General features: G+C 38.9%; 25 protein-coding genes. 22 read left to right on the top strand and 3 right to left on the bottom strand.

The genetic code is table 11. The annotated features are described in order from the left end of the window. Positions 1-89: 89 nt before the first annotated feature. Entirely contained in the window at positions 90-1,088 is a 999-nt protein-coding gene (locus tag MHH37_RS12535) for a VanW family protein (protein ID WP_342573346.1), read from the top strand. A 33-nt stretch (positions 1,089-1,121) separates the two neighbouring features. Here the strand turns inward: MHH37_RS12535 and MHH37_RS12530 are convergent, their stop codons facing one another. After that, positions 1,122-1,466 carry a DUF4440 domain-containing protein gene (locus tag MHH37_RS12530; RefSeq protein WP_342573345.1) on the bottom strand — a complete coding sequence of 115 codons (345 nt, stop codon included), beginning with the start codon at positions 1,464-1,466 and terminating at the stop codon, positions 1,122-1,124. A 115-nt stretch (positions 1,467-1,581) separates the two neighbouring features. Between MHH37_RS12530 and MHH37_RS12525 the strand changes: the two genes are divergently transcribed. The 17 genes from MHH37_RS12525 (at position 1,582) to spo0A (ending at position 19,620) form a co-directional block, all read left to right on the top strand. Further along, positions 1,582-2,655, top strand: a complete 1,074-nt coding sequence (locus tag MHH37_RS12525) for a mechanosensitive ion channel domain-containing protein (RefSeq protein ID WP_342573343.1) — start codon at positions 1,582-1,584, stop codon at positions 2,653-2,655. 132 nt (positions 2,656-2,787) lie between these two features. Beyond that, on the top strand, positions 2,788-3,192 hold the full coding sequence (locus MHH37_RS12520) for an Asp23/Gls24 family envelope stress response protein (protein WP_008404246.1): 405 nt from the start codon (positions 2,788-2,790) through the stop codon (positions 3,190-3,192). Between the two features lie 171 nt (positions 3,193-3,363). Continuing rightward, positions 3,364-5,004 carry an FAD-dependent oxidoreductase gene (locus MHH37_RS12515; RefSeq protein WP_342573342.1) on the top strand — a complete coding sequence of 547 codons (1,641 nt, stop codon included), beginning with the start codon at positions 3,364-3,366 and terminating at the stop codon, positions 5,002-5,004. Between the two features lie 18 nt (positions 5,005-5,022). Beyond that, a complete protein-coding gene (locus MHH37_RS12510; RefSeq protein WP_008404244.1) occupies positions 5,023-5,832 on the top strand; it encodes an MIP/aquaporin family protein in 810 nt (269 codons plus the stop codon). Beyond that, entirely contained in the window at positions 5,832-7,322 is a 1,491-nt protein-coding gene (gene glpK, locus MHH37_RS12505) for a glycerol kinase GlpK (protein WP_342573341.1), read from the top strand. Before MHH37_RS12510 ends, glpK begins: the two co-directional genes overlap by 1 nt. Positions 7,323-7,439: 117 nt before the next feature. Next, positions 7,440-7,706, top strand: a complete 267-nt coding sequence (locus tag MHH37_RS12500; protein WP_342573340.1) for an aminopeptidase — start codon at positions 7,440-7,442, stop codon at positions 7,704-7,706. Positions 7,707-8,130: 424 nt separating this feature from the next. Then, on the top strand, positions 8,131-8,517 hold the full coding sequence (nusB, locus tag MHH37_RS12495; protein ID WP_342573339.1) for a transcription antitermination factor NusB: 387 nt from the start codon (positions 8,131-8,133) through the stop codon (positions 8,515-8,517). A 138-nt stretch (positions 8,518-8,655) separates the two neighbouring features. Next, a complete protein-coding gene (gene folD, locus MHH37_RS12490) occupies positions 8,656-9,519 on the top strand; it encodes a bifunctional methylenetetrahydrofolate dehydrogenase/methenyltetrahydrofolate cyclohydrolase FolD (protein ID WP_014823479.1) in 864 nt (287 codons plus the stop codon). A 188-nt stretch (positions 9,520-9,707) separates the two neighbouring features. After that, entirely contained in the window at positions 9,708-11,066 is a 1,359-nt protein-coding gene (gene xseA, locus MHH37_RS12485) for an exodeoxyribonuclease VII large subunit (RefSeq protein ID WP_342573337.1), read from the top strand. Then, positions 11,063-11,290, top strand: coding sequence for an exodeoxyribonuclease VII small subunit (gene xseB / locus MHH37_RS12480; protein ID WP_008404237.1), 228 nt, complete (start codon positions 11,063-11,065; stop codon positions 11,288-11,290). The genes xseA and xseB overlap by 4 nt, the downstream gene beginning before the upstream one ends. Positions 11,291-11,293: 3 nt before the next feature. Then, positions 11,294-12,178: a polyprenyl synthetase family protein gene (locus MHH37_RS12475; RefSeq protein WP_342573335.1), complete on the top strand. Its 885-nt coding sequence runs from the start codon at positions 11,294-11,296 to the stop codon at positions 12,176-12,178. Between the two features lie 89 nt (positions 12,179-12,267). Continuing rightward, the gene (gene dxs, locus MHH37_RS12470; protein ID WP_008404233.1) at positions 12,268-14,166 is read left to right on the top strand and encodes a 1-deoxy-D-xylulose-5-phosphate synthase; all 1,899 of its coding nucleotides are present in this window, start codon (positions 12,268-12,270) and stop codon (positions 14,164-14,166) included. A gap of 3 nt (positions 14,167-14,169) precedes the next feature. Beyond that, positions 14,170-14,988, top strand: a complete 819-nt coding sequence (locus MHH37_RS12465; RefSeq protein ID WP_008404232.1) for a TlyA family RNA methyltransferase — start codon at positions 14,170-14,172, stop codon at positions 14,986-14,988. A 224-nt stretch (positions 14,989-15,212) separates the two neighbouring features. Further along, on the top strand, positions 15,213-15,662 hold the full coding sequence (gene argR, locus MHH37_RS12460) for a transcriptional regulator ArgR (protein WP_008404230.1): 450 nt from the start codon (positions 15,213-15,215) through the stop codon (positions 15,660-15,662). A gap of 16 nt (positions 15,663-15,678) precedes the next feature. Further along, positions 15,679-17,370 carry a DNA repair protein RecN gene (gene recN / locus MHH37_RS12455; RefSeq protein WP_014823484.1) on the top strand — a complete coding sequence of 564 codons (1,692 nt, stop codon included), beginning with the start codon at positions 15,679-15,681 and terminating at the stop codon, positions 17,368-17,370. Positions 17,371-17,557: 187 nt separating this feature from the next. Next, on the top strand, positions 17,558-18,484 hold the full coding sequence (locus MHH37_RS12450; protein ID WP_065215709.1) for a SpoIVB peptidase S55 domain-containing protein: 927 nt from the start codon (positions 17,558-17,560) through the stop codon (positions 18,482-18,484). Positions 18,485-18,828: 344 nt separating this feature from the next. Continuing rightward, positions 18,829-19,620 carry a sporulation transcription factor Spo0A gene (spo0A, locus tag MHH37_RS12445; protein ID WP_014823486.1) on the top strand — a complete coding sequence of 264 codons (792 nt, stop codon included), beginning with the start codon at positions 18,829-18,831 and terminating at the stop codon, positions 19,618-19,620. Positions 19,621-19,767: 147 nt separating this feature from the next. Here the strand turns inward: spo0A and MHH37_RS12440 are convergent, their stop codons facing one another. After that, positions 19,768-20,244 (bottom strand): DNA polymerase III subunit alpha, encoded by a 477-nt coding sequence (locus MHH37_RS12440; RefSeq protein WP_339262279.1) that lies wholly within the window; start codon positions 20,242-20,244, stop codon positions 19,768-19,770. A gap of 345 nt (positions 20,245-20,589) precedes the next feature. Here MHH37_RS12440 and MHH37_RS12435 point away from each other — a divergent pair, with 345 nt between their 5' ends. The 3 genes from MHH37_RS12435 (at position 20,590) to MHH37_RS12425 (ending at position 23,464) form a co-directional block, all read left to right on the top strand. Further along, positions 20,590-21,024 carry a hypothetical protein gene (locus tag MHH37_RS12435; protein ID WP_342573333.1) on the top strand — a complete coding sequence of 145 codons (435 nt, stop codon included), beginning with the start codon at positions 20,590-20,592 and terminating at the stop codon, positions 21,022-21,024. Between the two features lie 149 nt (positions 21,025-21,173). Next, positions 21,174-22,745: a FapA family protein gene (locus MHH37_RS12430; protein WP_342573332.1), complete on the top strand. Its 1,572-nt coding sequence runs from the start codon at positions 21,174-21,176 to the stop codon at positions 22,743-22,745. Further along, on the top strand, positions 22,745-23,464 hold the full coding sequence (locus tag MHH37_RS12425; protein WP_342573330.1) for a glycerophosphodiester phosphodiesterase family protein: 720 nt from the start codon (positions 22,745-22,747) through the stop codon (positions 23,462-23,464). The genes MHH37_RS12430 and MHH37_RS12425 overlap by 1 nt, the downstream gene beginning before the upstream one ends. A 166-nt stretch (positions 23,465-23,630) precedes the next feature. On the opposite strand, the gene MHH37_RS12420 is transcribed toward MHH37_RS12425, so the two are convergent. After that, positions 23,631-23,864 (bottom strand): DUF2627 domain-containing protein, encoded by a 234-nt coding sequence (locus tag MHH37_RS12420; RefSeq protein ID WP_008404214.1) that lies wholly within the window; start codon positions 23,862-23,864, stop codon positions 23,631-23,633. A gap of 404 nt (positions 23,865-24,268) precedes the next feature. On the opposite strand from MHH37_RS12420, the gene MHH37_RS12415 reads away from it, so the two are divergent. Then, positions 24,269-25,363 carry a Glu/Leu/Phe/Val dehydrogenase gene (locus MHH37_RS12415; protein ID WP_008404213.1) on the top strand — a complete coding sequence of 365 codons (1,095 nt, stop codon included), beginning with the start codon at positions 24,269-24,271 and terminating at the stop codon, positions 25,361-25,363. The last annotated feature ends 44 nt before the right edge of the window (positions 25,364-25,407 follow it).

Raw genomic sequence — 25,407 nt, 5'->3', positions numbered from 1 at the left:
ATGGGCATTTGTGGCATTAATTCTGTTAACAGAAGTTAAATTTCTGAATAAGCTATGAGATCTTTGCTTTTATAGATAGGGGAAATAAAATGAAAACAAACTTCATTTATTTAGTATTGTTCGGTCTTGGTTTACTTGTAGGCTGTGAAAAATCGTCATATTCAGGAACTTACGAAACAGATGGAGTAAAAGAACATCAAATCGAAGCTTCGACCTCCGCCCCGTTGTCGGAAAAGGAAGCAATTGTTGGGGAATATCCGCTTATCTATCCAGCTGTTATTACACTGATTGATCCGAGAACAATGGAAATCGTGAAATCGTTCACACCACAATTATTAGGATACGGCACGGATCATGAACTGTACGAGGCAAACATTAAGAAAGTAGCGAGAGAACTAGCAAGAGGGTCTAAAGAAAGGACCGGCTATGATCAAACAATGGTCCTGCACAAAATTGGGGAAAACGGAGAGATTATTGAAGGAAATCCCGGAATCGTATTAAAGGAAAGTGAATTAGTCGAAAAAATTTTAGCGGCTTCTCCAAAAGGGGACCATATTTTTTTGCCGCTGTATATATTGGAAAGCAATCTGGAAATCGACATTCCTTCATTAGATGATGTGACTGTTGCTTCGTTTACGACTTATTTTAATGGAGCAGAAAGCGGAAGAAGTGAAAATATCGAGCTTTCCGCAAAGGCCATCCATAATATTTTAGTTGGGGATGGAGATTATTTTTCTTTTAACACAATGGTCGGAGAACGAACGGTGGAAAAAGGCTATCAACCGGCACCTGAAATTATTAACAAGGAGCTGGTGATGGGAATTGGTGGTGGAATTTGCCAAACGTCCTCGACATTATTTAATGCAGTCGACCAGTTGGGAATTCGCATTACGGAAAGGCATCACCATTCACTGAACATCGGCTATGTCCCGACTGGAAGGGATGCGACGGTTTCTTACGGATCGCTCGATTTTAAATTTCAAAATACGAGCGGGGCACCGTTTTTAATTAAAACGTATTACAGCAAAGGTTCGCTGACGATTGCAATCACGACATCGCATCAATATAAAGATTTACTGAAAAAGTAATAAAAATGCTGCTCTTTACATAAGAGTGGTTTTTTATTTTGCTGGTGTTCCTTGATGAAAGAACATCCGCCATGTCCCGTTTTCATTGCGCCAAAGGGAACTGCGGTTTTGCCTGTTGCCATTTGTTCGATTTGTAGTGACAAATCGTGTTTGCACAATTTGATCTGCAAGTGAAATTGCCTGGAAATCTGTAACGGTAAATAAACAGTCTTCAATCCCTTGTTCTGTCATTTGGTGAAGCAAGTAAGTTTTATCCATGATGCCTCCGGATGATCCGTATTCAAGAAAATCCTCACTCAAGATGTTGATAAAATCTTCCTTTCTGTAATGCATGAGTTGTTTTTCTAAAAGCAATAATAGATTATTAAGTCCAGTCATAAATAATCCTCCATTCGAATTGATTATCAGTGGAACGATTTTCGATGTAAATCGTTTCTTTACATGGTATGATTTTGTCTTGTAGTTGTAAAGAAGGTTTAAGAAGGTGATTGTTATGTGGGAATCGATAAAATGGTTAATTCCGTCTGTTACTGCACCGACTGTAGCAGATTGTCTGGCGGCTGCTGCAATAATTATCGTTGGTTTAATCGTCATTCGTTTTATAATACGGCCGCTGCTTTTTAAAATAGCGGATTTGTTCAATAAAAAAAATCATCCGGTATTCGGTGACATTACAAAGAGTGTCTACCCATCAATACGTAACGCGATTATTTTCAGCCTGATTGTGATGGCAGCATCTTTATTAGTGGAAGTATGGCTTTTTGAAAATGCGAAACTAAGTATTTATATTGATTCAGTCTATGTATTTTTTGCATTTAAAGCACTGTATGATGTACTCGGTTTTTATTTGAAAAACCCACATCGATTTGAAACAGGAAAAGATCAGGATATTTTAACCCCATTTTTCTTGCGGATGAGTAAAGTCGCGGTCATGGTCATTGCGATGTTTACAATTGCGTCACTGTGGAACTTTAATTTAAACGGGTTTTTAACTGCAATTGGATTAACAGGTGTGGCGCTCGCATTTGGTATTCGTGACACGCTCGCGCATATATTCGGCGGGATGAGTGTTGCGTTGGATAAACCATTTCAGATCGGTGACTGGATTATGTCGGGTGACGAGAAAATTGACGGGACTATACAGGATATTAATTTGCGCAGTACCGTTATTCAAACATCCGATAAAGGGACAGTTTATGTACCAAACTCGTATTTAGTCAATCGTCCGATTTATAATCTGTCCAATCGTACAGAAAGAAAAGTGGAGCATTTCCTGCATATATCAAATGAAAACAGTGAGGAAAGTATTGTGAAGTTTTTGGAATCTGTACGAGAGCAAATTTCACTTCATCCGAAAATTTCGAAAAAAATTATACATGTAGCGATGGATGAGCTAATGCCGACAAGCTGCCGTATTCTCATTCGGTATTTTGTCGAAACGAATGATACAGGCAGTATGCTGCAAGTACGTCAGGAAATATTATTTGTTGCAAAACATTACTGTGAAGTATATGACATAAAACTAATTGATCCGAATGAAGGTCAGTATGCATGCAATAATGGATGACCATTGCCAAAATTACAAAATGTGGCGCAACCGTTCTACATCCGGTCTATAATTGTAGTATACTGAACTTAAGGATTTAAAGTAACAAGCGTTAGAAATCCATTAGTTTACATAAGAGAGGATGTATCGCAAATGGCTGAGAAACAACAAGTAGCATTCGTACAACCAACACCGGTTGGTAAAGAAGAATTAGGGAAGATTGAAGTCGCGCCAGAAGTAATTGAAGTTATCGCAGGTATCGCTGCAACAGAAGTAGAGGGAATCGCAGCAACACGCGGAAATTTCGCATCAGGTGTTGCCGAGCGTTTCGGTAAAAAAGTCCATTCCAAAGGCATCAAGTCAGCAATGTCGGAAGAAGGCAATATTGTTATTGATGTATTCTGCACTGTAAAATATGGTTATGCCATTCCAAAAGTTGCGAAAGAAGTGCAAACAACGATTCGACAAGCCATTTTAAATATGACAGCCATCGAAACAAGCGAAGTGAATATCCATATTACAGGGATCCAGTTCGAAACTTCAAAAGACGCAGAATAATTGTATAAACAAGAACCGAGCTCAATTAATTGATGCTCGGTTCTTTTTTTGATTCCTCAACACTGAAGCTCTTATTTTAAATATTTTTTCATAATTTCGTGAATTTTAGGATGTGAACAAGGTGAAAATAGGGTATAGATTTAAAGCTTCATTTGGTAAGGAGGAAACGGTATGGGAAACTTTTCTGCAAATGCAAGAGAGCGATTGAAAAAAACATTCATAGAAGAAACCTTTGATCTATTTGTTATTGGTGGAGGAATTACAGGTGCGGGTATTGCACTTGATGCCGCCACACGAGGGATAAAAGTAGGGTTGGCAGAAATGCAGGACTTTGCGGAAGGAACGAGTAGCCGATCGACAAAACTTGTTCACGGAGGCCTGCGATACTTAAAACAATTCGAAATTAAAGAGGTTGCCGAGCTCGGTCGAGAGCGGGCAATTGTTTACGAAAACGGACCGCATGTAACAACGCCTGTATGGATGTTGCTGCCCTTCCATAAAGGTGGGACATTTGGTTCGTTTTCGACAGCGCTGGGATTAAAAGTATACGATATTTTAGCGAATGTGAAAAAAGGTGAACGCCGTTTTATGCTTTCTGCAGATGAAACGATTGCCCGTGAACCGCTTATTAAAAAGGATGGTTTGCTCGGTGGCGGCGTTTATGTCGAATATCGTACAGACGATGCACGCCTGACAATCGAAGTGATGAAAGCAGCTGTTGCCAACGGGGCACTTGCAATGAACCATTTGAAGGTTGTGGGAATTGAAGCGAATAACGTGGCATTTTCTACAGTGACGGTGGAAGATCAGCTTACTGGGGAACAATTTCAAATTCGTGCGAAGAAAGTGGTCAATGCAGCAGGCCCATGGGTTGATGAAGTGCGTAAATTAGATGGGGAGCTTGATAACAAACACCTTATTTTATCGAAAGGTGTGCATCTTGTTTTCGACGAGGATGATTTCCCTCTGCAGCAAGCGATCTATTTTGATACAGAAAAAGATGGTCGGATGATTTTTGCGATTCCACGAGATGGTAAAGCGTACGTTGGAACAACGGATACATTTTATGAAGGGGATCCTGCAGATCTGAAGGTAACAAAAGAGGACCGACAATATATTATGGATGCGATTCATTATATGTTCCCGCAACTGCAGCTGACAGAAGATAAAATCGAATCGGCATGGGCAGGGGTGAGACCGCTTATCCATGAAGAAGGTAAGGGACCGTCCGAAATTTCACGAAAAGATGAAATTTGGCAATCAGAAAGCGGATTGATTACGATTGCAGGAGGAAAACTGACAGGCTACCGTAAAATGGCTGAAAAAATTGTGGACCTTGTCGTAAAACAATTAAACGACGAATACCAGTTAAAATACGGTAAATCGATTACCAAAAACCTGCCTATTTCGGGCGGAGAAACGAGCGGCTCTAAATTTTTCGAATCATTTGTTGAAAAACGGACAATGAAAGGCCAGGAGCTTGGCTTAACGGAGGAACAAAGCCATTACTTAGCAAAATTCTATGGTACTAATGTCGATAAAGTATTCGATTATATTAAACAGGCAAAAGGAAACTTACCGCCGATCGTATATGGCCAGCTGTACTATGCAATAAACGAGGAAAGTGCATGTACACCGAGTGACTTTTTCGTTCGTCGTACAGGCGCACTCTTATTTAACATCCATCTGGTGAGACAATATAAACAGCTTGTTATTGATGAAATGAGCGACTACCTAAACTGGACAGCAGAAGAAAAGCAGCAGCATACAGATCAACTAGAACATGAACTACAAGACGTAACAATGACTTAGTGAAAAGAGGCGAAGGGAATGTCAACATTTTTAGCAGAATTAGTAGGAACAATGATCTTAATTATTTTAGGCGGCGGGGTTGTTGCTGGATCCTTGCTGAAATTTTCCAAAGCGGAAAATAGCGGCTGGGTCGTAATTACGATTGCCTGGGGTTTTGCCGTGGCTATCGCGGCATATACTGTAGGCGGAGTGAGTGGTGCCCACTTAAACCCTGCATTGACAATAGCATTTGCAACAATTGGTGACTTCCCATGGGCGGATGTTCCGATGTATATTATTGCACAAATATTAGGGGCAATTCTCGGTGCAATTGTCGTATATCTTGCTTATTTGCCACATTGGTCACAAACAAAAGATCAAGATGCGAAATTAGCTGTTTTTGCTACAATTCCTGCCATTCGTCATCCTTTGGCAAACATCGTAACAGAAATGATAGGGACTTTTATATTATTATTAGGAATTTTAGCATTAGGCGGTAATTCATTGGCGGATGGTATCAATCCGTTGCTTGTTGGTATTATTGTTATCGCCATAGGTATGAGCTTAGGCGGACCTACAGGCTATGCCATCAACCCAGCCCGTGATTTAGGACCCCGCATCGCGCATTTTTTCTTACCGATACCAGGTAAGCGTGATTCAGACTGGTCTTATGCCTTTGTGCCAATTGTCGGACCGATTATTGGTGGCGTCACAGGCGCACTGTTTTACAAACAATTCTTTTTAAATGAAAATTCAGTGGCATTTTGGCTGTTTACAACGTTATTTGTTGTCATTTGTGTCATTGCATTTATCACACAATCCAAATCCGTTAAAAAGGAGACAGTATAATGGAAAAATATATTATGGCGTTAGATCAGGGCACGACGAGTTCACGTGCCATTTTATTCAATAAAAAAGGGGATATCGTTCATACAGCACAACAGGAATTTAAACAATATTTCCCGAAATCGGGTTGGGTTGAGCATAATGCAAAGGAAATTTGGAGTTCCATTTTATCGGTAATTGCAAAGGTATTATCGGAAAATAATATTCAGGCGTCACAAATCGAAGGAGTCGGGATTACAAACCAACGAGAAACGACTGTTGTATGGGATAAAAATACGGGTGAACCGGTATATAATGCCATCGTATGGCAATCACGCCAAACTGCGGAAATTTGTGATTCCTTAAAGGAAGCGGGGCATAATGAGCTGTTCCGTAATAAAACCGGTTTGCTCATCGATGCTTATTTTTCCGGCACGAAAGTAAAATGGATATTGGACAATGTAAAAGGAACACGAGAAAAAGCGGAAGCGGGTAACCTTTTATTCGGAACAATTGATACATGGATTATTTGGAAGCTTACAGAAGGAGCTGTTCATGTGACGGACTACTCAAATGCTTCCCGAACATTAATGTATAATATTTATGATTTAAAATGGGATGAAGAATTGCTGGACATTTTAGGGGTTCCTGCATCCATGCTTCCTGAAGTGAAACCTTCCTCTGAAATATACGGAGAAATTGCGGGTAATCATTTCTTTGGTCATCGTGTACCGATCGCAGGTATTGCAGGAGATCAGCAGGCGGCATTATTCGGTCAAGCTTGCTATGAACAAGGAATGGTGAAAAATACTTACGGTACCGGTTGTTTCATGCTGATGAACACAGGTGAGGAAGCGGTAAAGTCAGAGCATGGTCTTCTTACAACTATCGCATGGGGTTATGATGGCAAAGTGACATATGCGCTTGAAGGAAGTATCTTTGTAGCCGGTTCGGCCATTCAGTGGCTTCGTGACGGACTACGGATGTTCCGGAAATCTGCTGAGAGTGAGGCATATGCTGCTCGTGTAAAAGATACAGATGGTGTGTATGTTGTGCCGGCATTTGTCGGACTTGGAACGCCGTATTGGGATAGTGAAGTGCGAGGAGCAGTATTCGGTTTAACACGCGGCACCTCGAAGGAACATTTTATCCGTGCGACATTGGAATCGCTTGCCTATCAAACTCGGGATGTGTTATCGGCTATGGAATCCGATTCAGGCATCGACTTAAGGAAACTGCGCGTTGACGGTGGTGCTGTGATGAACGACTTTTTAATGCAATTCCAGTCAGATATTTTAAATGTGCCTGTTGACCGTCCTTCAGTCAATGAAACGACGGCACTTGGCGCAGCGTATTTAGCCGGATTGGCTGTCGGATTCTGGGAGAACCTCGATGAAGTGCAACAACATTGGCAACTCAATCGTCAATTCGAGCCGGCAATGGATGAAGAGCAGCGTGAATCATTATTTACAGGCTGGCACAAAGCCGTTAAAGCAGCGCAAGCGTTTAAGTGATGGTAAGGAAAAGTACATGAAAATAAATGACCGGACAAGTCGTTTGGCAGTAGCTTCCTATTCTCTATTGGAATTATGCTATAATAGGTCATAATCTAGTTGAGGAGTTAAAATGATATGAGCAAAGATTATATTCGTATAGCAAATGAAGAAGATTTAATTTTGATTAACGCTTATTTTAAGCAAGCATTGGCACACTATGAAGAAGTAGGAGAGCTGATGGCAATGCAGGATATCCGATATTTCCTGGAAAATATGGAGCATTTCCAGTTCTACGTAATAAAAGAAACAGCTGAACAAATTACGTACCTGTTTGAATTCCCTGAATCGGATAACAACAAGCGTGAAACAGGCACGCTGATGATACCGTTACAGAATAATTAATTTCACATTATAATGTAAGATGCCTTCAGTAAGTTTTATAACGAGTTGAATGAAATGGAGGGGAGGCGACTCCTAGGGGATTAGCCCGTGGGAGAGATGAGGAACAAAAGCTAAGAACGCCACTTCCTGTGGCAACGCTTTTGTGACCAACATCCTGTTGGCCTCGGGGCCCCTGGAAAGCGTCCGACCCGCAATGGAAATCAACTACCTAATATAAAAACCTGGTATTTTATTAACGGAATTAATATAAACGACATGTTGATTTATCTCAAACATGTCGTTTTTTTATCGTAAATTTCACCATTTTAAGGAAGAATACAAAAATCTCTTTTTGCAGCCAAAAATTTTCTGTCAAACTGTGCGATGCCTTGCAAAATATGCTATGATATCAAGTAATGCTACTTATGAAGGAGAGCTATTATTTATGAAACGAACAGAGGCGCGTCAAAAAGCGTTACAAGCTTTGTTTCAGTTAGACAGCACAGAATTAACAACAGAAGAGGCAATTGGCCATGTTCTTGAAGAAGAACAAAAATCAAATGCCTTTTTGGAGCAATTAGTTCGTGGGACAACTGAAAATATCGAAGCAATTGATGCAGCGCTAGAAAAAAACCTAGAAAAATGGACGATCAACCGTCTGCCAAAAATTGAAAGAACAATTTTGCGTTTAGCTGTATATGAATTATTATACGCTGAAGAAACGCCAAACAAAGTTATCATGAACGAAGCAATCGAGCTTTCTAAAACATTCGGTGACGAGAAATCAAGCAAGTTCGTCAATGGTGTACTTTCGAAATTTACTGAGCAATAAATCAACAAATGTATTCAATTCTTTAAAGATTAATATATCAAGATTTAACTGGTAGGTTGTCATAATAATCGTGTGTGTTTTTAATACAAGCAGTAGGCAACCTTTCCGATTGTCGTAATCACTGGAAGGAGCAACAACATGTCAAGCGTAATTATTAATGGTAAAGAAATCGGTCAAGAAATTCGAACAGGGGTCGCTACTCGTGTACAGGCGCTAAAAGAGCAAGGGATTACACCAGGCTTAGCCGTCATTTTAGTAGGCGACAATCCGGCATCCAAAACATACGTAGCAAACAAGCAAAAGTCTTGTGAGCAAATTGGGATGTATTCGGAACTTGTCAAACTACCTGAAGAAATTTCAGAACAGGCTTTACTTGAACAAATTCGTGAATTAAACGAACGAGCTTCAATTCACGGTATTCTCGTTCAGCTTCCATTACCGAAACATATCAATGAGGACAAAGTAATTCAAACGATCTCTCCGGAGAAAGATGTGGACGGATTCTCACCGATTAGTGTAGGGAAAATGATGCTTGGACAGGATACATACTTGCCATGTACTCCTTATGGGGTTATGAAAATGCTCGAACATGCGGGAATAGACGTTGCAGGAAAGCATGCAGTCATCGTAGGACGCAGCCATATCGTCGGGAAACCGATGGGGCAACTATTGTTGCAAAAAGACGCTACAGTTACATATACACATTCTAAAACACCGGATTTACCGTACTTTACGAAACAGGCCGATATTTTAATTGCGGCAGTCGGTCGTGCGAACTTTATTACAAGTGAGCATATTAAAGAAGGGGCAGTTGTCATTGATGTAGGGATTAACCGAAATGAAGACAACCGTCTATGCGGTGATGTGGATTTTGATGATGTACTAGGGATTGCTTCACATATTACACCCGTTCCAGGCGGTGTCGGCCCTATGACAATCACGATGTTACTGGAAAACACAGTACAAGCAGCTGAAAAAGAGTTAGAACGTCAAGAGAATTAATCTAACTTCAAAAATCACGATTTTGATGTAGATCAAAATCGTGATTTTTAGCTTATACGATACAATAGATAGTAAACAAGAGAGAAGTAGCGGTAAATGTTCCGCTTATTTTTTAATAAACCGGGGTTTCCGTACACAATGGAAATCACACATACAGAAAAGAACTACCGTAAAGGAGCAATACGTTTATGACATCGAATTCTTATTTATCCGTCAAAGCATTAACAAAATATATTAAGCGAAAATTTGATGCCGATCCGCATTTACGTGATGTTTACGTAACGGGAGAGCTTTCAAATGTAAAAGTACATAGTTCAGGTCATATTTATTTCACGCTGAAAGATGACAGTTCACGTATTAACGCTACGATGTTCCGTTCACAGGCTTCGAAACTTTCCTTTAAGCCGGAAGAAGGGATGAAAGTTTTTATACGGGGCGATGTGAATGTCTATGAAGCGAGTGGTGCATACCAACTTTATGCACAGACGATGGAGCCGGATGGGATTGGCGGTTTGTTCGTCGCTTTTAACCAGTTAAAGGAACGTCTGCAAAATGAGGGATTGTTTAATCCAAATTTTAAACAGCCGATTCCGCAATTTCCGAAAACGATCGGTGTTTTAACGGCGACGACTGGTGCGGCTATTCGCGATATATGCACAACGATTAACCGCCGATATCCGCAGGCTGAAATTTTAATCTATCCGACGCTCGTACAAGGTGCAGGTGCGGCTCCAAACATTACAGAGAATATTTATTTAGCGAACCGCCATGGATTTTGTGATGTTCTGATAGTTGGCCGTGGTGGCGGATCGATTGAAGATTTATGGGCATTTAATGAAGAAATCGTCGCACGGGCGATTTTTGAAAGCCGTATTCCGGTTATTAGTGCGGTCGGACATGAAACCGATACGACAATTGCGGATTTTGTCGCGGATTTACGTGCACCGACACCAACTGCTGCGGCAGAACTGGCTGTTCCAAATCAGCAGCAGCTATACCAGCAAATTCTTCACTATCAGTCTATTCTTCATCAAATGATGACATCAAAGCTCAATTTTGAACGAAATCGCCTAACAAAACTGCAAAATGCCTATCCGCTTGCAACACCTGAGCGATTATATCGTCCTTTTATTGAAAGGCTTGTGCAGGTGGACTTATCACTACAAAATGCGACGAAGCTCTATATGATGAATGAAAAATCAAAGCTACAGTCAATTGACAGCAAAATGAAGCTGTATTCGCCGGTACATCAATTAGTTGCTGCTAAACAGCAGCTCGAACACCGTACTCAAACGTTAACGAATCGAATGCAGCAACAGCTCGCACAAAATAAAGTCGCTTTTACAAATCAGCTGCGTATGCTGGAGGCGTTAAATCCGCTCGCATTAATGAGTAAAGGCTTTAACGTGGCATATAAAGAGGAAAACGTAGTAAAATCAGTTCACGAGCTGGAAAAAGGCGACGTGATTCAAGTGACGTTTCAGGATGGATATGCCGAAGCGAAAATTGAGAAAAAGCATGTGCAAAAGGAAGGGGAAGCAAAGTGACAAAACCGACATTTGCGACAGCAATGACAGAATTAGAAGAAGTTGTACGTAAACTTGAACAAGGAGATGTTCCACTGGAAGAAGCCATTGACCTTTATAAAAAGGGAATGGAACTATCAAAACTTTGTCATGATACACTGCAAAATGCAGAACAACAATTAATTTCAATCGTTGGAGAAGATGGTGAAAAGAAAGCTTTCCAACAAGGAAATGGAGAAGACTAACAGATGGAAAACATGTTAAAGCAGTTTATTGATCATAATATACCGCAGCTGGAAACGACAATGTATGAACTCGTTAAATCGATCAAAGCACCGGCACATTTAAAAGAATCGATGCTGTATTCATTAAAAGCAGGGGGCAAACGAATTCGTCCGTTATTTGTTGTGGCAGTTTGCGAAATGTATAATCAGTCTCTTGAGACAAGTTATACAGTAGGATCCGCTGTTGAAATGATCCATACGTATTCGTTAATCCATGATGACCTGCCAAGTATGGATGATGATGAATTGCGCCGAGGAAAGCCAACGAATCATGTTGTGTACGGCGAAGCATTGGCAACTTTGGCTGGTGACGCTCTAAACACATTGGCATTTGGTGTCATCGCACGTCTGAATAATCTTTCTGCAGAAAAACGTATTGAGCTCGTGAACCTATTAAGTGTTGCCGCAGGTGCTGAAGGAATGGTCGGCGGACAAGTACTGGATATGGACGGAGAAAAACGTCTATTGAATCTAAAGGAGCTTGAAACAGTTCATGTAAACAAAACAGGCGCATTACTTCGTTTTAGTATTGAAGCGGGTGCTGTGCTGGCAAATGCAAGTATTTCTGATCGTGAAGCATTAGTGGAATATGCACACCATATCGGTTTAGCCTTCCAAATTCAAGATGATATTTTAGATATTGAAGGAACTTCGGAACAGCTAGGGAAAACAGCAGGAAAAGACGTAGCAAGCGATAAAAGTACATACCCTGCTTTACTTACATTAGACGGTGCAAAACAAAAGCTTGACGAACATTATGAGCTGGCGATTGAAGCATTACAAAAAATTGACATTGATACAACATTGCTTCGACAATTTGCGCAGTATATTGTGAGACGTAGTAACTAAAATGTGTTAAACTTTTGTCTTGTGTTGTACATTGATATAATAGAAAAATCACAACGGTGAATAAACTGATGAAAAGGTGTGTGGATGAGATGGATTTAACGAAAATTTCTAGTCCATCCTTTTTGAAAGACTTGAATAAAAAGCAACTAGAAGCGCTGGCTGGAGAAATTCGCGCTTTTCTGATCGAAAAATGTTCAATTACGGGTGGTCATATTGGCCCGAATTTAGGTGTTGTTGAGCTGACGATTGCACTGCATAAAGCTTTTAACAGTCCAAAGGATAAATTTTTATGGGATGTCGGGCATCAAGCATATGTCCACAAAATTTTAACAGGCCGGGCAAGTCAATTTGACACATTGCGTCAATTTAAAGGACTATGCGGTTTCCCGAAGCTTGTCGAAAGTGAGCACGATATGTGGGAAACAGGGCATAGTTCCACGTCTTTATCTGCAGCGATGGGTATGGCTGCGGCAAGAGATATTAAAGGGGACAAAAACTTTGTTGTACCGATTATCGGTGATGGTGCATTGACAGGTGGAATGGCACTGGAAGCTTTGAACCATATTGGTCATGAAAAAACGAATATGATCGTTATTTTAAACGATAACGAAATGTCGATTGCACCGAACGTTGGGGCATTGCATGACGTTTTAGGACGCTTGCGTACGGCAAAAGAATATTCACGTGCAAAAGAAGATTTGGAATCTTTAATTCATAAAATTCCAATGGTTGGCGATAAGCTGGCCGCTACTGCTGAACGTGTGAAAGACAGCCTAAAGTATTTAGTTGTTTCAGGTGTATTCTTTGAGGAATTAGGTTTCAAATATTTAGGTCCAATTGACGGACATGATTTTGAAGCATTGGAAAAAACATTGGAATATGCGAAAAAAGTACAAGGTCCTGTACTAGTCCATGTATTGACGAAAAAAGGTAAAGGCTACAAACCTGCCGAAGACGATACAATTGGTACTTGGCATGGAACAGGTCCATATAAAATGGAAACGGGTGCTTTCGTAAAATCTTCTACAAAAGGTCCGGCATGGAGTAGCTTAGTCGCGGAGTCGGTTCGTAAATGCATGAAGGAAGATAACCGGATTGTAACAATTACACCGGCAATGCCTGTCGGTTCAAAACTTGAAGGAATTCAAAAAGACTTCCCGAATCGCTTCTTTGATGTAGGGATTGCCGAACAGCATGCAACAACAATGGCGGCAGGTCTTGCAACACAGCATATGAAACCGTTTTTATCGATTTATTCTACGTTTTTACAGCGTGCGTATGACCAGGTGCTGCATGATATTGCACGTCCGAATTTAAATGTTTTCATCGGTATTGACCGTGCTGGCCTTGTTGGCGCGGACGGTGAAACACATCAAGGCGTATTTGATATTTCGTTCTTGCGACATATTCCAAATATTGTCCTGATGATGCCTAAAGATGAAAATGAAGGTCAGCATATGGTGAAAACAGCAATTGATTATAATGATGGTCCAATTGCGCTTCGTTACCCTCGCGGCAATGGCTTAGGCGTTGAAATGGATGCGGAAATGAAAGCATTGCCGATCGGTTCATGGGAAGTGTTGCGTGAAGGTACGGATGCGGTTATTCTGACATTCGGTACAACGATTCCAATGGCAATGAAGGCAGCAGAACAATTGGCATACCAAGGCATTGATGTACGTGTTGTTAATGCACGTTTCATTAAACCGATGGATGAAGCAATGCTGCATGAGATTATGCAGGAAAACCTGCCGATTTTAACGATTGAAGAATCATTGCTGCAAGGCGGATTCGGCAGTGCTGTGCTGGAATTTGCATTTGATAAGAAGTACCGTAATGTTCAAATTGAGCGTATCGGGATTCCGGATGAATTTATCGAGCATGGTGAAGTTGATTTATTATTAGAAGAAATAAACGTGACAGCTGAAGAAGCGGTAAAACGTATTACGCAGCTTGTACCGAATAAACAGTCGGATAGGGTTAAATAAAGAATGACAAAGCAAAAAAAAGAACGAGTAGATGTAATGCTTGTTGAGCGCGGGTTATGTGAGACGCGTGAAAAGGCAAAACGCTCGATTATGGCTGGTCTCGTGTTTTCAAACGAAATCCGCATTGATAAAGCAGGGGAAAAAATCGAAATCGATGCACCGCTGCAAGTTAAAGGCTCACAGTTAAAATATGTGTCACGAGGCGGTTTAAAGCTGGAGAAGGCACTGGAAATTTTTGATCTATCTGTTGAAGGTAAGTTAATGCTTGATATCGGCTCTTCAACAGGCGGATTTACAGATTGTGCACTGCAAAACGGCGCCCGTCACTGCTATGCACTGGACGTAGGATCAAACCAGCTTGCATGGAAAATCCGTTCGGATGAGCGTGTAACGGTTATGGAAAAAACCAATTTCCGTTATACAAAGCCTGAAGACTTGATAGAAGGCTTACCAAGTTTTGCAACCATCGATGTTTCCTTCATTTCGTTATCACTGATTTTGCCTGTGCTAAAAACCATTTTAGTGCAAGGTGGCGATGTTATGGCACTTGTAAAGCCGCAATTCGAAGCAGGTCGTGAAAATGTCGGGAAAAAAGGAATTGTCCGTGAACCGAAAGTCCATTTAGCTGTTTTAGAAGAAACAGCAAAAATGGCAACAGAAATCGGATTTGTCGTAAAGGATGCTTCGTATTCACCGATTACAGGCGGCGAAGGGAATATTGAATTTTTATTCCACCTGTATAATCCGCATGACGGTGAAGAAGTAGAGTCCTTCACAAATTTCGAACAAGTCGTAAAAGACGCGCATATGCAGCTGAAATAATGTAAGCACAAAACAGATTCCTATGGATTTGTTTTGTGTTTTTTTTGAGCAAAAAAGAACAAATTTTATGCGAAATTTGCAGCTGATTAGTTTCCTTTTTATGTAGAAAACAGTCGGAAAAAACGGATTTTTGAACATATGTACGGTTTTTTCTTGTTTTTCCTTTATGCAAATGGTAGTGTAAATATACATATATTCCTAAACATTTTAATGAGGTGACTTTTGTGAACAAAGGACAGCGCCATATACGCATCCGTGATATTATTACAAATAACGAAATCGAGACACAGGACGATTTAGTCGATCAGCTGAAAAATGCGGGTTACAACGTCACACAAGCAACGGTTTCACGAGATATTAAAGAATTGCATTTAGTAAAAGTACCGTTACAGGACGGTCGTTATAAATATAGTTTACCAGCTGACCAACGTTTCAACCCAATTCAAAAATTGCATCGTTCGTTGGCTGATGCTTTTGTTTCAATTGATGGAGCTTCACATTTTCTAGTTATGAAAACATTGCCGGGGAATGCGAATGCAATCGGATCACTGCTTGACCATCTGGACTGGACAGAAATTTTAGGAACGATTTGTGGGGACGATACGATTTTAATCATGTGTCGAACAGAGGACGAACGTGAAGAAATAAAAAATCGCTTATTAGATATGCTGTAAACCGAGGTGGAATGGTTTGTTAAGAGAATTAAGCATTCGAAATTTTGCTATTATTGATGATTTAACCGTTAGTTTTTTTGGTGGTTTAACTGTTTTGACAGGTGAAACAGGTGCCGGAAAATCGATTATTATTGATGCGGTTAATATATTGGCTGGCGGGCGCGGCTCAACGGAGTTTATCCGCCACGGAGAGAAAAAGGCTGAACTTGGCGGATTATTTCATGTAGATAATAGTCAGCATCCGATTTTTGCAAAACTTGAAGAACATGGGATTGAATCAGAAGAAGATACGATTATTTTACGACGGGACCTGCATGATTCAGGAAAAAGCGTTTGCAGAGTGAACGGCAAACTTGTCCCATTATCTGTTTTGCGTGATATTGGCGGCAGTTTAATTGATATTCATGGGCAACATGAAAACCAAGAGCTTATGGATGAAAAATTCCATATCAATTTACTGGATCATTATGCACATAATAAGCTTCAGCCTGTGAAAGCAAGGTATGATGAAGCGTTTGAAGCGTATCGTCAGTTAAAAAGAGAAGTGGCTGAGCTAAGTATGGACGAGCAGCGGATGGCACAGCGCATTGATTTATATCAATTCCAAATTCAGGAGCTGGAACAGGCCGGATTAAAAGTTGACGAAGAAGAAGCATTGGATGAAGAACGACTTCGTTTAATGAATTTTCATAAAATATTCGAACGTGCGAACATTGCATATTCAGCGATTTCCGATGATGGAACCGGACTGGATTTCATTGGTAATGCCATGAATGCACTGGAGGATATTGTTGCACTCGATTCGAATTTCAAAGAGGCTTCAGAAGCGGTCACTTCCAGCTTTTATGCATTGCAGGATGCAGCATATCAAGTGAAAAATGTGCTGGATGATTTAGAGTATGACGCAGAGCGTTTGAATGAGGTCGAGCAGCGTCTTGCTTTATATCAAAATATGAAACGTAAGTATGGAACGACAGTTGAAGAGATTTTAACGTATCACGAAAAAATCGAAGAAGAGTTGAGCCAGCTTATGAACCGTGATGAAACATTGCAGAAAAATGAGCAATTGCTGGCGAAAATGGAAGCAGATTTAAATAAAATTGCAGAAGAATTGACGACAATCCGCAAAGAAAATGCAATTAAGCTAAGTGACGCGATTATGAATGAACTACGTATGCTGCATATGGAAAAAGCGCAGTTTATCGTTAAATTCGAGCCATTGAATCAGCTGGACGCAAACGGCAAGGATTTTGTCGCATTCTATATTTCAACAAATGTTGGGGAACCACCGAAGTCCTTGCCTAAAGTCGCTTCCGGAGGGGAACTTTCCCGTATGATGTTGGCACTTAAAACAATTTTCTCTTCATCAAATGGCATTACGTCAATAATTTTTGATGAGGTTGATACAGGTGTCAGCGGACGTGTAGCACAGGCAATTGCAGAAAAGATTGCAGCAATTTCAGTCAATTCACAAGTATTATGTATTTCTCACTTGCCGCAAGTTGCTGCAATGGCGGATCATCATTACTACATTAAAAAGCAAGTAGAGCATAACCGTACATTTACGTCGATTACGGAAATGGAAGAAAAGGAACGAATCGTGGAGATCAGCCGAATGATGAGTGGAGCTGAAATAACAGACCTGACATTACAACATGCTTCAGAATTAATTCATATGGCCAATGAACGTAAAGAAATGATGAACTAAATTTAAAAACGTCTAAAATTAATAAAATTTTAGACGTTTTTTTATTTTTTTAACCGTATAAGTTTCAATGTCCCTAAGCAGCAAGGATTACAACGAATACATTCTAATTTTTCCTCATATCAACAAAATTTTTCCGTTCATAACTCCGTCAAATTTTCACATAGTAAGCGCATAGAGGAGGTGAAGGATGATTAAAAAATGGTCGATACTCGTTGCATTGCTTTTTATGTTATCACCAATAGAAGTATTGGGAAAATCGTTAATTCCAATGGGCCATTCAATTGGCGTTCAGTTGGAGATGCCTTATGTAATGGTTGCACAGGACGTATTATTGGAAAATAGTGAGTGGTTGAAAAAGGGAGAACATATTTTAAAACTGAATGGTGAAAAAGTAAGCCAGTTAGAAGACATTGCCGGCAAAGGCGAATCATTTACACTGACCGTTGAGAATGGAAAGCAACAACGAGACATCAACGTATCAGCTCATGAACTGGTGCATTTAAAACCATTTTTAAAAAGTGAAACTGATGGAATAGGTACTTTAACGTATATCGATCCTGAAACGATGGAATACGGAGCGCTTGGACATCAAATTGTAGATTCTACAATGAAGCAGCCTCCAAAATTTAATGATGGTGCAATCTTTGAAGCATCAATCTCACAAGTGAAGAAAAGTACGCCTGGACAACCAGGGTATAAAATTTCAGTTGTAGATAAATCACAAATGCCACTCGGTTCAGTAATAACCAATGATGTCTACGGAATTTTTGGTAATTGGAAACAATCATTACATGACAGTTTGCATCCACCGCTGGAAATTATACATGCAAATGAATTAAAAAAGGGTAAAGCACAAATCTTAACGGCAATCGACGGAGAAGAAGTCAATTTATTTGATATTGAAATTGACAAACAAACGGATAATACGTTTACATTCAATGTCGTCGATGAACGTCTTATAAAGAAAACGGGCGGTATTGTTCAAGGGATGAGCGGGAGTCCTATTATACAGAATAACCAGTTTGTGGGTGCGGTAACACATATGTTTATCGAAGAACCAACAAAAGGTGCCGGTATTCTTGTTATTGAAATGCTGAAAAAGAGCCCGTACTAAAATACTTTAGACTATACTTTTTAATAAAGTGTAGTCTTTTTTTGCTTTTTTCATTACAATAGTATATAAAGATAAATCGACAAATGTAGAACCATAAATTTCCTTGTCGATAAAGTAAGAAAAGATAATACTTGTTGCTCATTTTTTGTGTAAGAAAAGGAAATTTAGTAATTCTGTCGAAACTTCACTAAAGGACAATGCAAAATAAGAGAGATCGAAGGACAACTGTCGTTCATTTTTGTTACAATTGTATTACAAAAGAAGTTTAGACATTTGTAAGAAAACTCATACAATTTGCTATTGTAATGAATATATAAGAAATAGAATTTAAAGGGGGATTTTGTTTGTCAAAGGTGAAAATTGCGATTGCAGATGATAATCGCGAATTAGTAAAAATGATGGAAGTGTATTTTACAAATCATCCGCAAATTGAAATTGTTGCTACAGCATCCAACGGAAAAATCTGTATTAAAATGTTGGAAGAGCATAAAATCGATGTTCTACTATTGGATATCATTATGCCGCATTTGGATGGACTGGCTGTATTGGAAGAAATGTATAACGATGAGCGTTATACACAGACACAAGTCATTATGCTAACTGCATTCGGACAAGAAGATGTAATGAAGCAGGCAGTGAATTACGGTGCTTCTTACTTCATGTTGAAACCTTTTGAGTTTGAGCAGCTAGTTCAAAAAATTCTGCATTGTGCAGGAAAGAAAGTCGAACAGGAAAAACGTGTACCGGTTTTATCAACGAACACCCCTGCAAAAATGGATACACGCTTATTGGATACAACGATTACAGGCATCATTAAAGAGATTGGTGTACCTGCACATATAAAAGGATATGCTTATTTACGTGAAGCGATCCAGATGGTTTACAATGACATTGAATTATTAAGCTCAGTTACAAAAATTTTATATCCGGAAATCGCGAAAAAATTCGGGACAACCCCGTCACGTGTGGAACGTGCAATTCGCCATGCCATTGAAGTAGCCTGGAACCGCGGCAGCTATGAGAATATCTCAGAACTGTTCGGCTATACAGTGCACCATATGAAATCAAAACCGACAAACTCAGAGTTCATTGCGATGATTGCAGATAAGATTCGTATTGAAATGGTGGCGAGTTAAGAACTTACTTGAGTTCATTTCGCCTCGGAAACTTATTATTTATTACGAGAATATTACTTTATAAAAACGCCTCCTAGAACAATTGTTCAGAAGGCGTTTTTTAATGCTTTATGCCCGTTCTTAGTAAGAATTGATCATTCACTGCTCTTATACCAAGCCAAAGGAATTATCCATTCTAGTCGCTATACTTGAAATGTCTTCATCAACGAATATGAACGTATCCTTCGTTATTATATAACTATCAACAGCTTGCGCTAAATACTCATTATTTTCTAGTATTTCTTTTAATTTTTCACTAACATAGTAACAATCGTCAGAAAGATCATAAGAGCAATCTTCTACTTCACTGTCAATGCCGATTTCTTTAAAGTAGTTATCCATTTTCTTTAAAATATTATCTAATTTTTTATCAGAGAAATACTTATATTCGCTGCCGTCAAACATCTTAATATATAAATATTCGAACTTATATTCACTCCATAGTTCCTCCTCATTCATAAGGAATAGGAAAAGAAATCGTTCCTCTGTTTTATCGTTTCTATAATATATTTCTTCTGTATTCAGCTCATAACTTTTAATTCTTTTTAGAAAAAGTCTTTTGTTATCTAATACAATAACACTCATTACATAATCATCCTTTTACATTCATTGATAATTTATGAGTATTCTAACCTAAAAAGAGATTTTTTAGTCTTTGTGATCATATAAATTGAATTTTGACTTAAAATATTTGTAATTTACGTTTAACAAAAAATAACAAAGGGTAAAATTAGGTAGCAAGGCTAAGAAATTCTTCGTCTTCGTTTTTACCTCCTTTCTTTGGATAGTATGTTTGAAAACGTATTGTTCTATTTGTGTCTAGCTGTTGCTGGACACTTTTTTTGTTGTCATAGGATTTTAATATTAATTTCATATTATTAATACAATTTCGAAGTAAAATAGGGGGACAACAATAAGGAGCGATGATAAATGAAACGATGGAAATTCATAATAATTCTGCTCGGCGTCCTGACATTTGTTCTTCTAGTAAGATTTCCGTATGATTTAGATGCATCCTCTACGATAACAGCCAATTCTCCTGATGAGGTTGTAAAAAAATATAAAGAAGAATTACATGTACAACGTGAGACATGTTATAACGATATATTGCTGCTCGGTACATTAAGCAACTCACAGCTTCAAACGATGGAAATGGAGCTTGAGAATTATTTAAATGAGCTGGGAATATTAAGAAACGAGATCATCGAAAATAATATACACCATCAAAACTTAACCAATTCAATCGAACTAGATATTTTGATGATCAATAGAACACTTATGGCTATTGAGACACAAGACGAAAGGTACTTAACTGACCTGTCAGATATGTACCATAATTTACTCCAATTTCAACGTTCACTATAATAAAATATTTAAGGTATTTATAACTTATGAGTCAGATGCTTTTCGTATTAATTGATGGACATGCTAAAAAACCTCCTATTCATCCAATATTTAACTAAACAAATATCGACTATTTGTATATACTGTAATGTATGAGGAGGTGGAAGGGCATGGTTATTTATGAAAATCATTTTTTTGAAATAATAAAAGAAGATAGGAAAGTATATATCCACACACGAAAACCAGGCTTCATGCTAAAAGATTTTGAAACGATATTGCGCCAACATCCTCGTATTAGACTTACAAATTTCGCATTATTAAAAAAAGAATTGAATGAAGTTACCGACAAATCGATAGAAATCGGAATATGGCTCCCATCAATAATGATCGAAATTTCACGAGATAAAATGTCAGCATCGCTTTTTGTATATGAGACAGTGGAGTATATAAAAGAAAACGTACAGTCCATTCAGAATAGAGTTCAGATACTTTTAGCTGAAAATAACATAACGCACGGGATTTTAAATGTAAATCTGGAATCCATTGTCACTTCGAAGGCAACATTAATTGCGCAAGGTACCCCACCTGTCCAAGGAAATGATGCACAAATTACTTATTTAGAATTACCTGAGCGGAAACCGGTCATAAGAGAAGATGGTAAAGCCGATTATTATGATATGAACTTCATTTATGAAATTGAAGAAGGCGCATGGCTTGGTGAGAAAATTCATGCACAGCCAGGTACTCCGGGAATAAATATTTTTGGAGAGTCAATTCCTGCTCCTTTTGGGCGAGATTTGCAGTTAAAGTATGATCGGAAATCGGCATATGAAGTCGAGGAAGTTGGAAAAACGGTACTTCGATCGAAAATTAGCGGAGTAGTTGAAGAACATGAAGGAATGGTAAGTGTTAACCACCATTTACCGATTGTTGGTGATGTCGGCATAGAAACCGGTAATATTGAATTTAATGGGTCTGTCTCGATTAAGGGAACAGTCCAGCCAGGTTTTTCGGTTATAGCAAATGGAGATATTTCAATTGAAGGTCCAGAAGGTGTATCCGGCGCAAAATTGATCAAATCCTTATATGGAGATATTTTCATTCGAGGGGGCATATTCGGGTTATGCGAAACGCTTGTTGAAGCTGCTGGGGATATATTCGTTAAACATGTGAATGACGCTCATTTAGTTGCAGGTCAAAATCTGAATATTGGATTTTATTCATTAGGATCCAACTTATCCGCACATTCCATATTGGTCGATGAGCGGAAAGGGAAAATTATCGGTGGTACAGCAATCGCAAAAAGTACTATCGTTACAGCATGTACCGGAAATCGATTGGAAAGACCGACTGAATTAATTATTAATAGCATAAATAAAGCACAAAGTCTTGAGGTTATTCAATACAAGGCATCTCTGCTAAAATCAATGCAGGAAGATATGGTGCAGCTAGAGAGTCAAATAGATCGCATCCTACCCGTTATACATACGTTAACACAACGACAATTGGCAGCACTGGAGATAACAAAGCAAAAGCTCGCTTCCACTAAGGAAACAGCGCAAAATTTAGATCGGGAAATTAAACAATTAATGAACGATTTACGTAAAGTTAGTAAAGCAGAGATTCATGTGACGAAAGAAGCATATCCTGGTACATATATACAGATTGGCAAAAAGTCCACTGTTTTGACGTCTATTACAAATGGGCGATTTTTAATAGAAAATGGAGAGTTGAATGTATAATGAATGACATACCCATTTTTGCCCATCGAGGGGCATCGAGCTTTCACTTAGAAAATACATTTGCTGCCTTTAAAAAAGCGAAAGAACTTGGGGCAGATGGCATTGAACTGGATCTCCAAGTTTCAAATGATGGTATTTTAGTGGTGTTTCACGACAATGACTTAAAAAGACTGGCCGGCATTAATAAAATGATTAATCAGTGTACTTACGACGAGCTCATTCACTATAAATTAGGTCCGCGGTTTAAACGGCTGTTTCGTCGTGACCGGATGATTGCTTTTGTGGATGTACTGGAGTGGGCAAATGCAGAAAATATTGCGTTGAATGTAGAGCTGAAAGAATCGCTATTAACGAACGAAAATGTGCTGAAGGAATTATTGCATACGATTACTTTACCTGAAAATAGTCATTTCTCGTCATTTCACGATTCTTTGCTAAAAATTGTGAAGGAAATTCGGCCGGATATCGAGACGGGGTTCATTATTACGAGAAAATTCTATTGGGCAACATTAGAGGAACAAAATTTTTTTGATGCGGTACATGCACATAAACGGTACTATAAAGATCAATATTTAGAGGCGTGTAAAACGGCCAATATCGGCATGCGTTTTTACGGAATTCAGGGCAATGAATCTTTTCTGAAAAATCCCCATTCAATTGTAAAAGGGTGGATTACGGATTTCCCGCATTTAGTTCGGGAAGCCCAGCTGAATCGTTAAGTTTGATTTGTTATGAGGGAATAAACAATTTTCATCAATTTACTTTCACGTAAATAATTTAGTGTCATGTCACAATAACTTTACTCTTCCTGAAAAAAGATTTAACTGAATATACGAAAAAAATCAAATTTCCTCCTAGAGAGAAATTTGATTTTTTATTTTAGACCTATTTCTGCCAGCGTTCGGATACTTTGCCGCGCTTGCGATCCCGATGCAGTAAAAAACCTGCAAAAAATAAAAATGAAACGGCAAAAAAGATGGCACCAACAATGAATTGTAACCAAATCCATGGAAATGGTGAAATTAAAATCCCGAATAATGTATCCCGCATAAATTTTATCCCGGCAGCCATTAAAATTGCGGGAATGACTAGTACGATAAATGCAGCCATACGTGCCATTTTCAGACCTCCTTCAGACTAAAAACAGTGAATGAAACAATGTCTCTGATTATTTTAGTATCACTTAATTTTACAATGCAGGTAGAGAAAGTCAATAAAGGGGTATAGATTCATAGAATGGAAATATAGGCTTTGCGTAAAAAAATACATAAATAACTATATTAGAATAGTTTATTCAAAAGTAATTTTTTCCGGTTTTCAAGTGCAGTTATAGGTAAAAATTGTCCGAATATTCTAATTTAAATTAAATTAGGGATTTCTAGTTGCATCCTTTTAGATTTATAAGTATTGTAAAAATAACGATAATAAAATTATACAAATTTAAGTATTTATTATCTCTAATTAACAGAAAATAATAATATACGAGAAAGTAAGCGCTTTCTTGAGTGGAGGGGTATAGTGTTATGGAAATTTTCAAGTACATGCAGAAATATGATTTTGAACAAGTAGTCTTTTGCCAAGATGAGGCATCGGGGTTAAAAGCGGTCATTGCTATTCATGATACAACATTGGGTCCAGCTCTTGGGGGTTCGCGCATGTGGACATATGCCTCGGAGGAAGCAGCTATTGAAGATGCACTACGTCTAGCACGCGGTATGACTTATAAAAATGCGGCGGCAGGATTAAATCTAGGTGGCGGTAAAACAGTTATTATTGGAGATCCGTTCAAGGATAAAAACGAAGAAATGTTCCGTGCATTAGGACGTTTCATTCAAGGTCTGAATGGTCGATATATTACGGCAGAAGATGTAGGTACAACGGTTGCCGATATGGATTTAATCCATGAAGAAACAAATTATGTAACAGGTATTTCACCGGCATTCGGAAGCTCTGGCAATCCATCGCCAATTACAGCATATGGTGTATTTTTAGGGATGAAGGCAGCAGCGAAAGAAGCTTTTGGGGATGATTCGCTGGCAGGCCGTAAAGTAGCAGTTCAAGGTCTAGGGAATGTTGCGTACACATTATGTGAATACTTGTATAATGAAGGAGCGAAATTAATCGTAACTGACATTAATCAGCAAGCAATCGACCGTGTTGTTGCAGACTTTGGAGCGGTAGCTGTAGCACCTGATGAGATTTACGCACAAGATGTGGACATTTTCTCGCCGTGTGCTCTTGGCGCAATTGTTAATGATCAAACGATTCCGACGTTCAAAGCGAAGGTTATCGCTGGATCTGCAAACAATCAGCTGGCAGAATCAAGACATGGTAAAGTACTGCATGATTTAGGGATTGTTTATGCACCGGATTACGTGATTAATGCAGGCGGGGTTATTAACGTAGCAGACGAGTTATACGGCTATAATCGCGAGCGTGCAATGAAGCGTGTTGAAACGATTTACACAAGCTTGGAAAAGATTTTTGCAATATCAAAAGAAGAAGATATTCCGACTTATTTGGCAGCAAACCGTTTAGCAGAAGAGCGTATTGCTCGTGTAGCGAAATCCCGCAGTCAGTTCCTTCAAAACGAAAAAAATATTTTAAACGGTCGCTAAAAAGCGATTACGAAAGAAGAAATTGATTTTGTAACTGGAAAAAA

The organism is Solibacillus sp. FSL K6-1781 (genome assembly GCF_038630735.1).
Classification (GTDB): domain Bacteria; phylum Bacillota; class Bacilli; order Bacillales_A; family Planococcaceae; genus Solibacillus; species Solibacillus silvestris.
The sequence above is the reverse complement of the archived record's forward strand: the minus strand, read 5'-3'. Positions and strand labels throughout refer to the sequence as shown.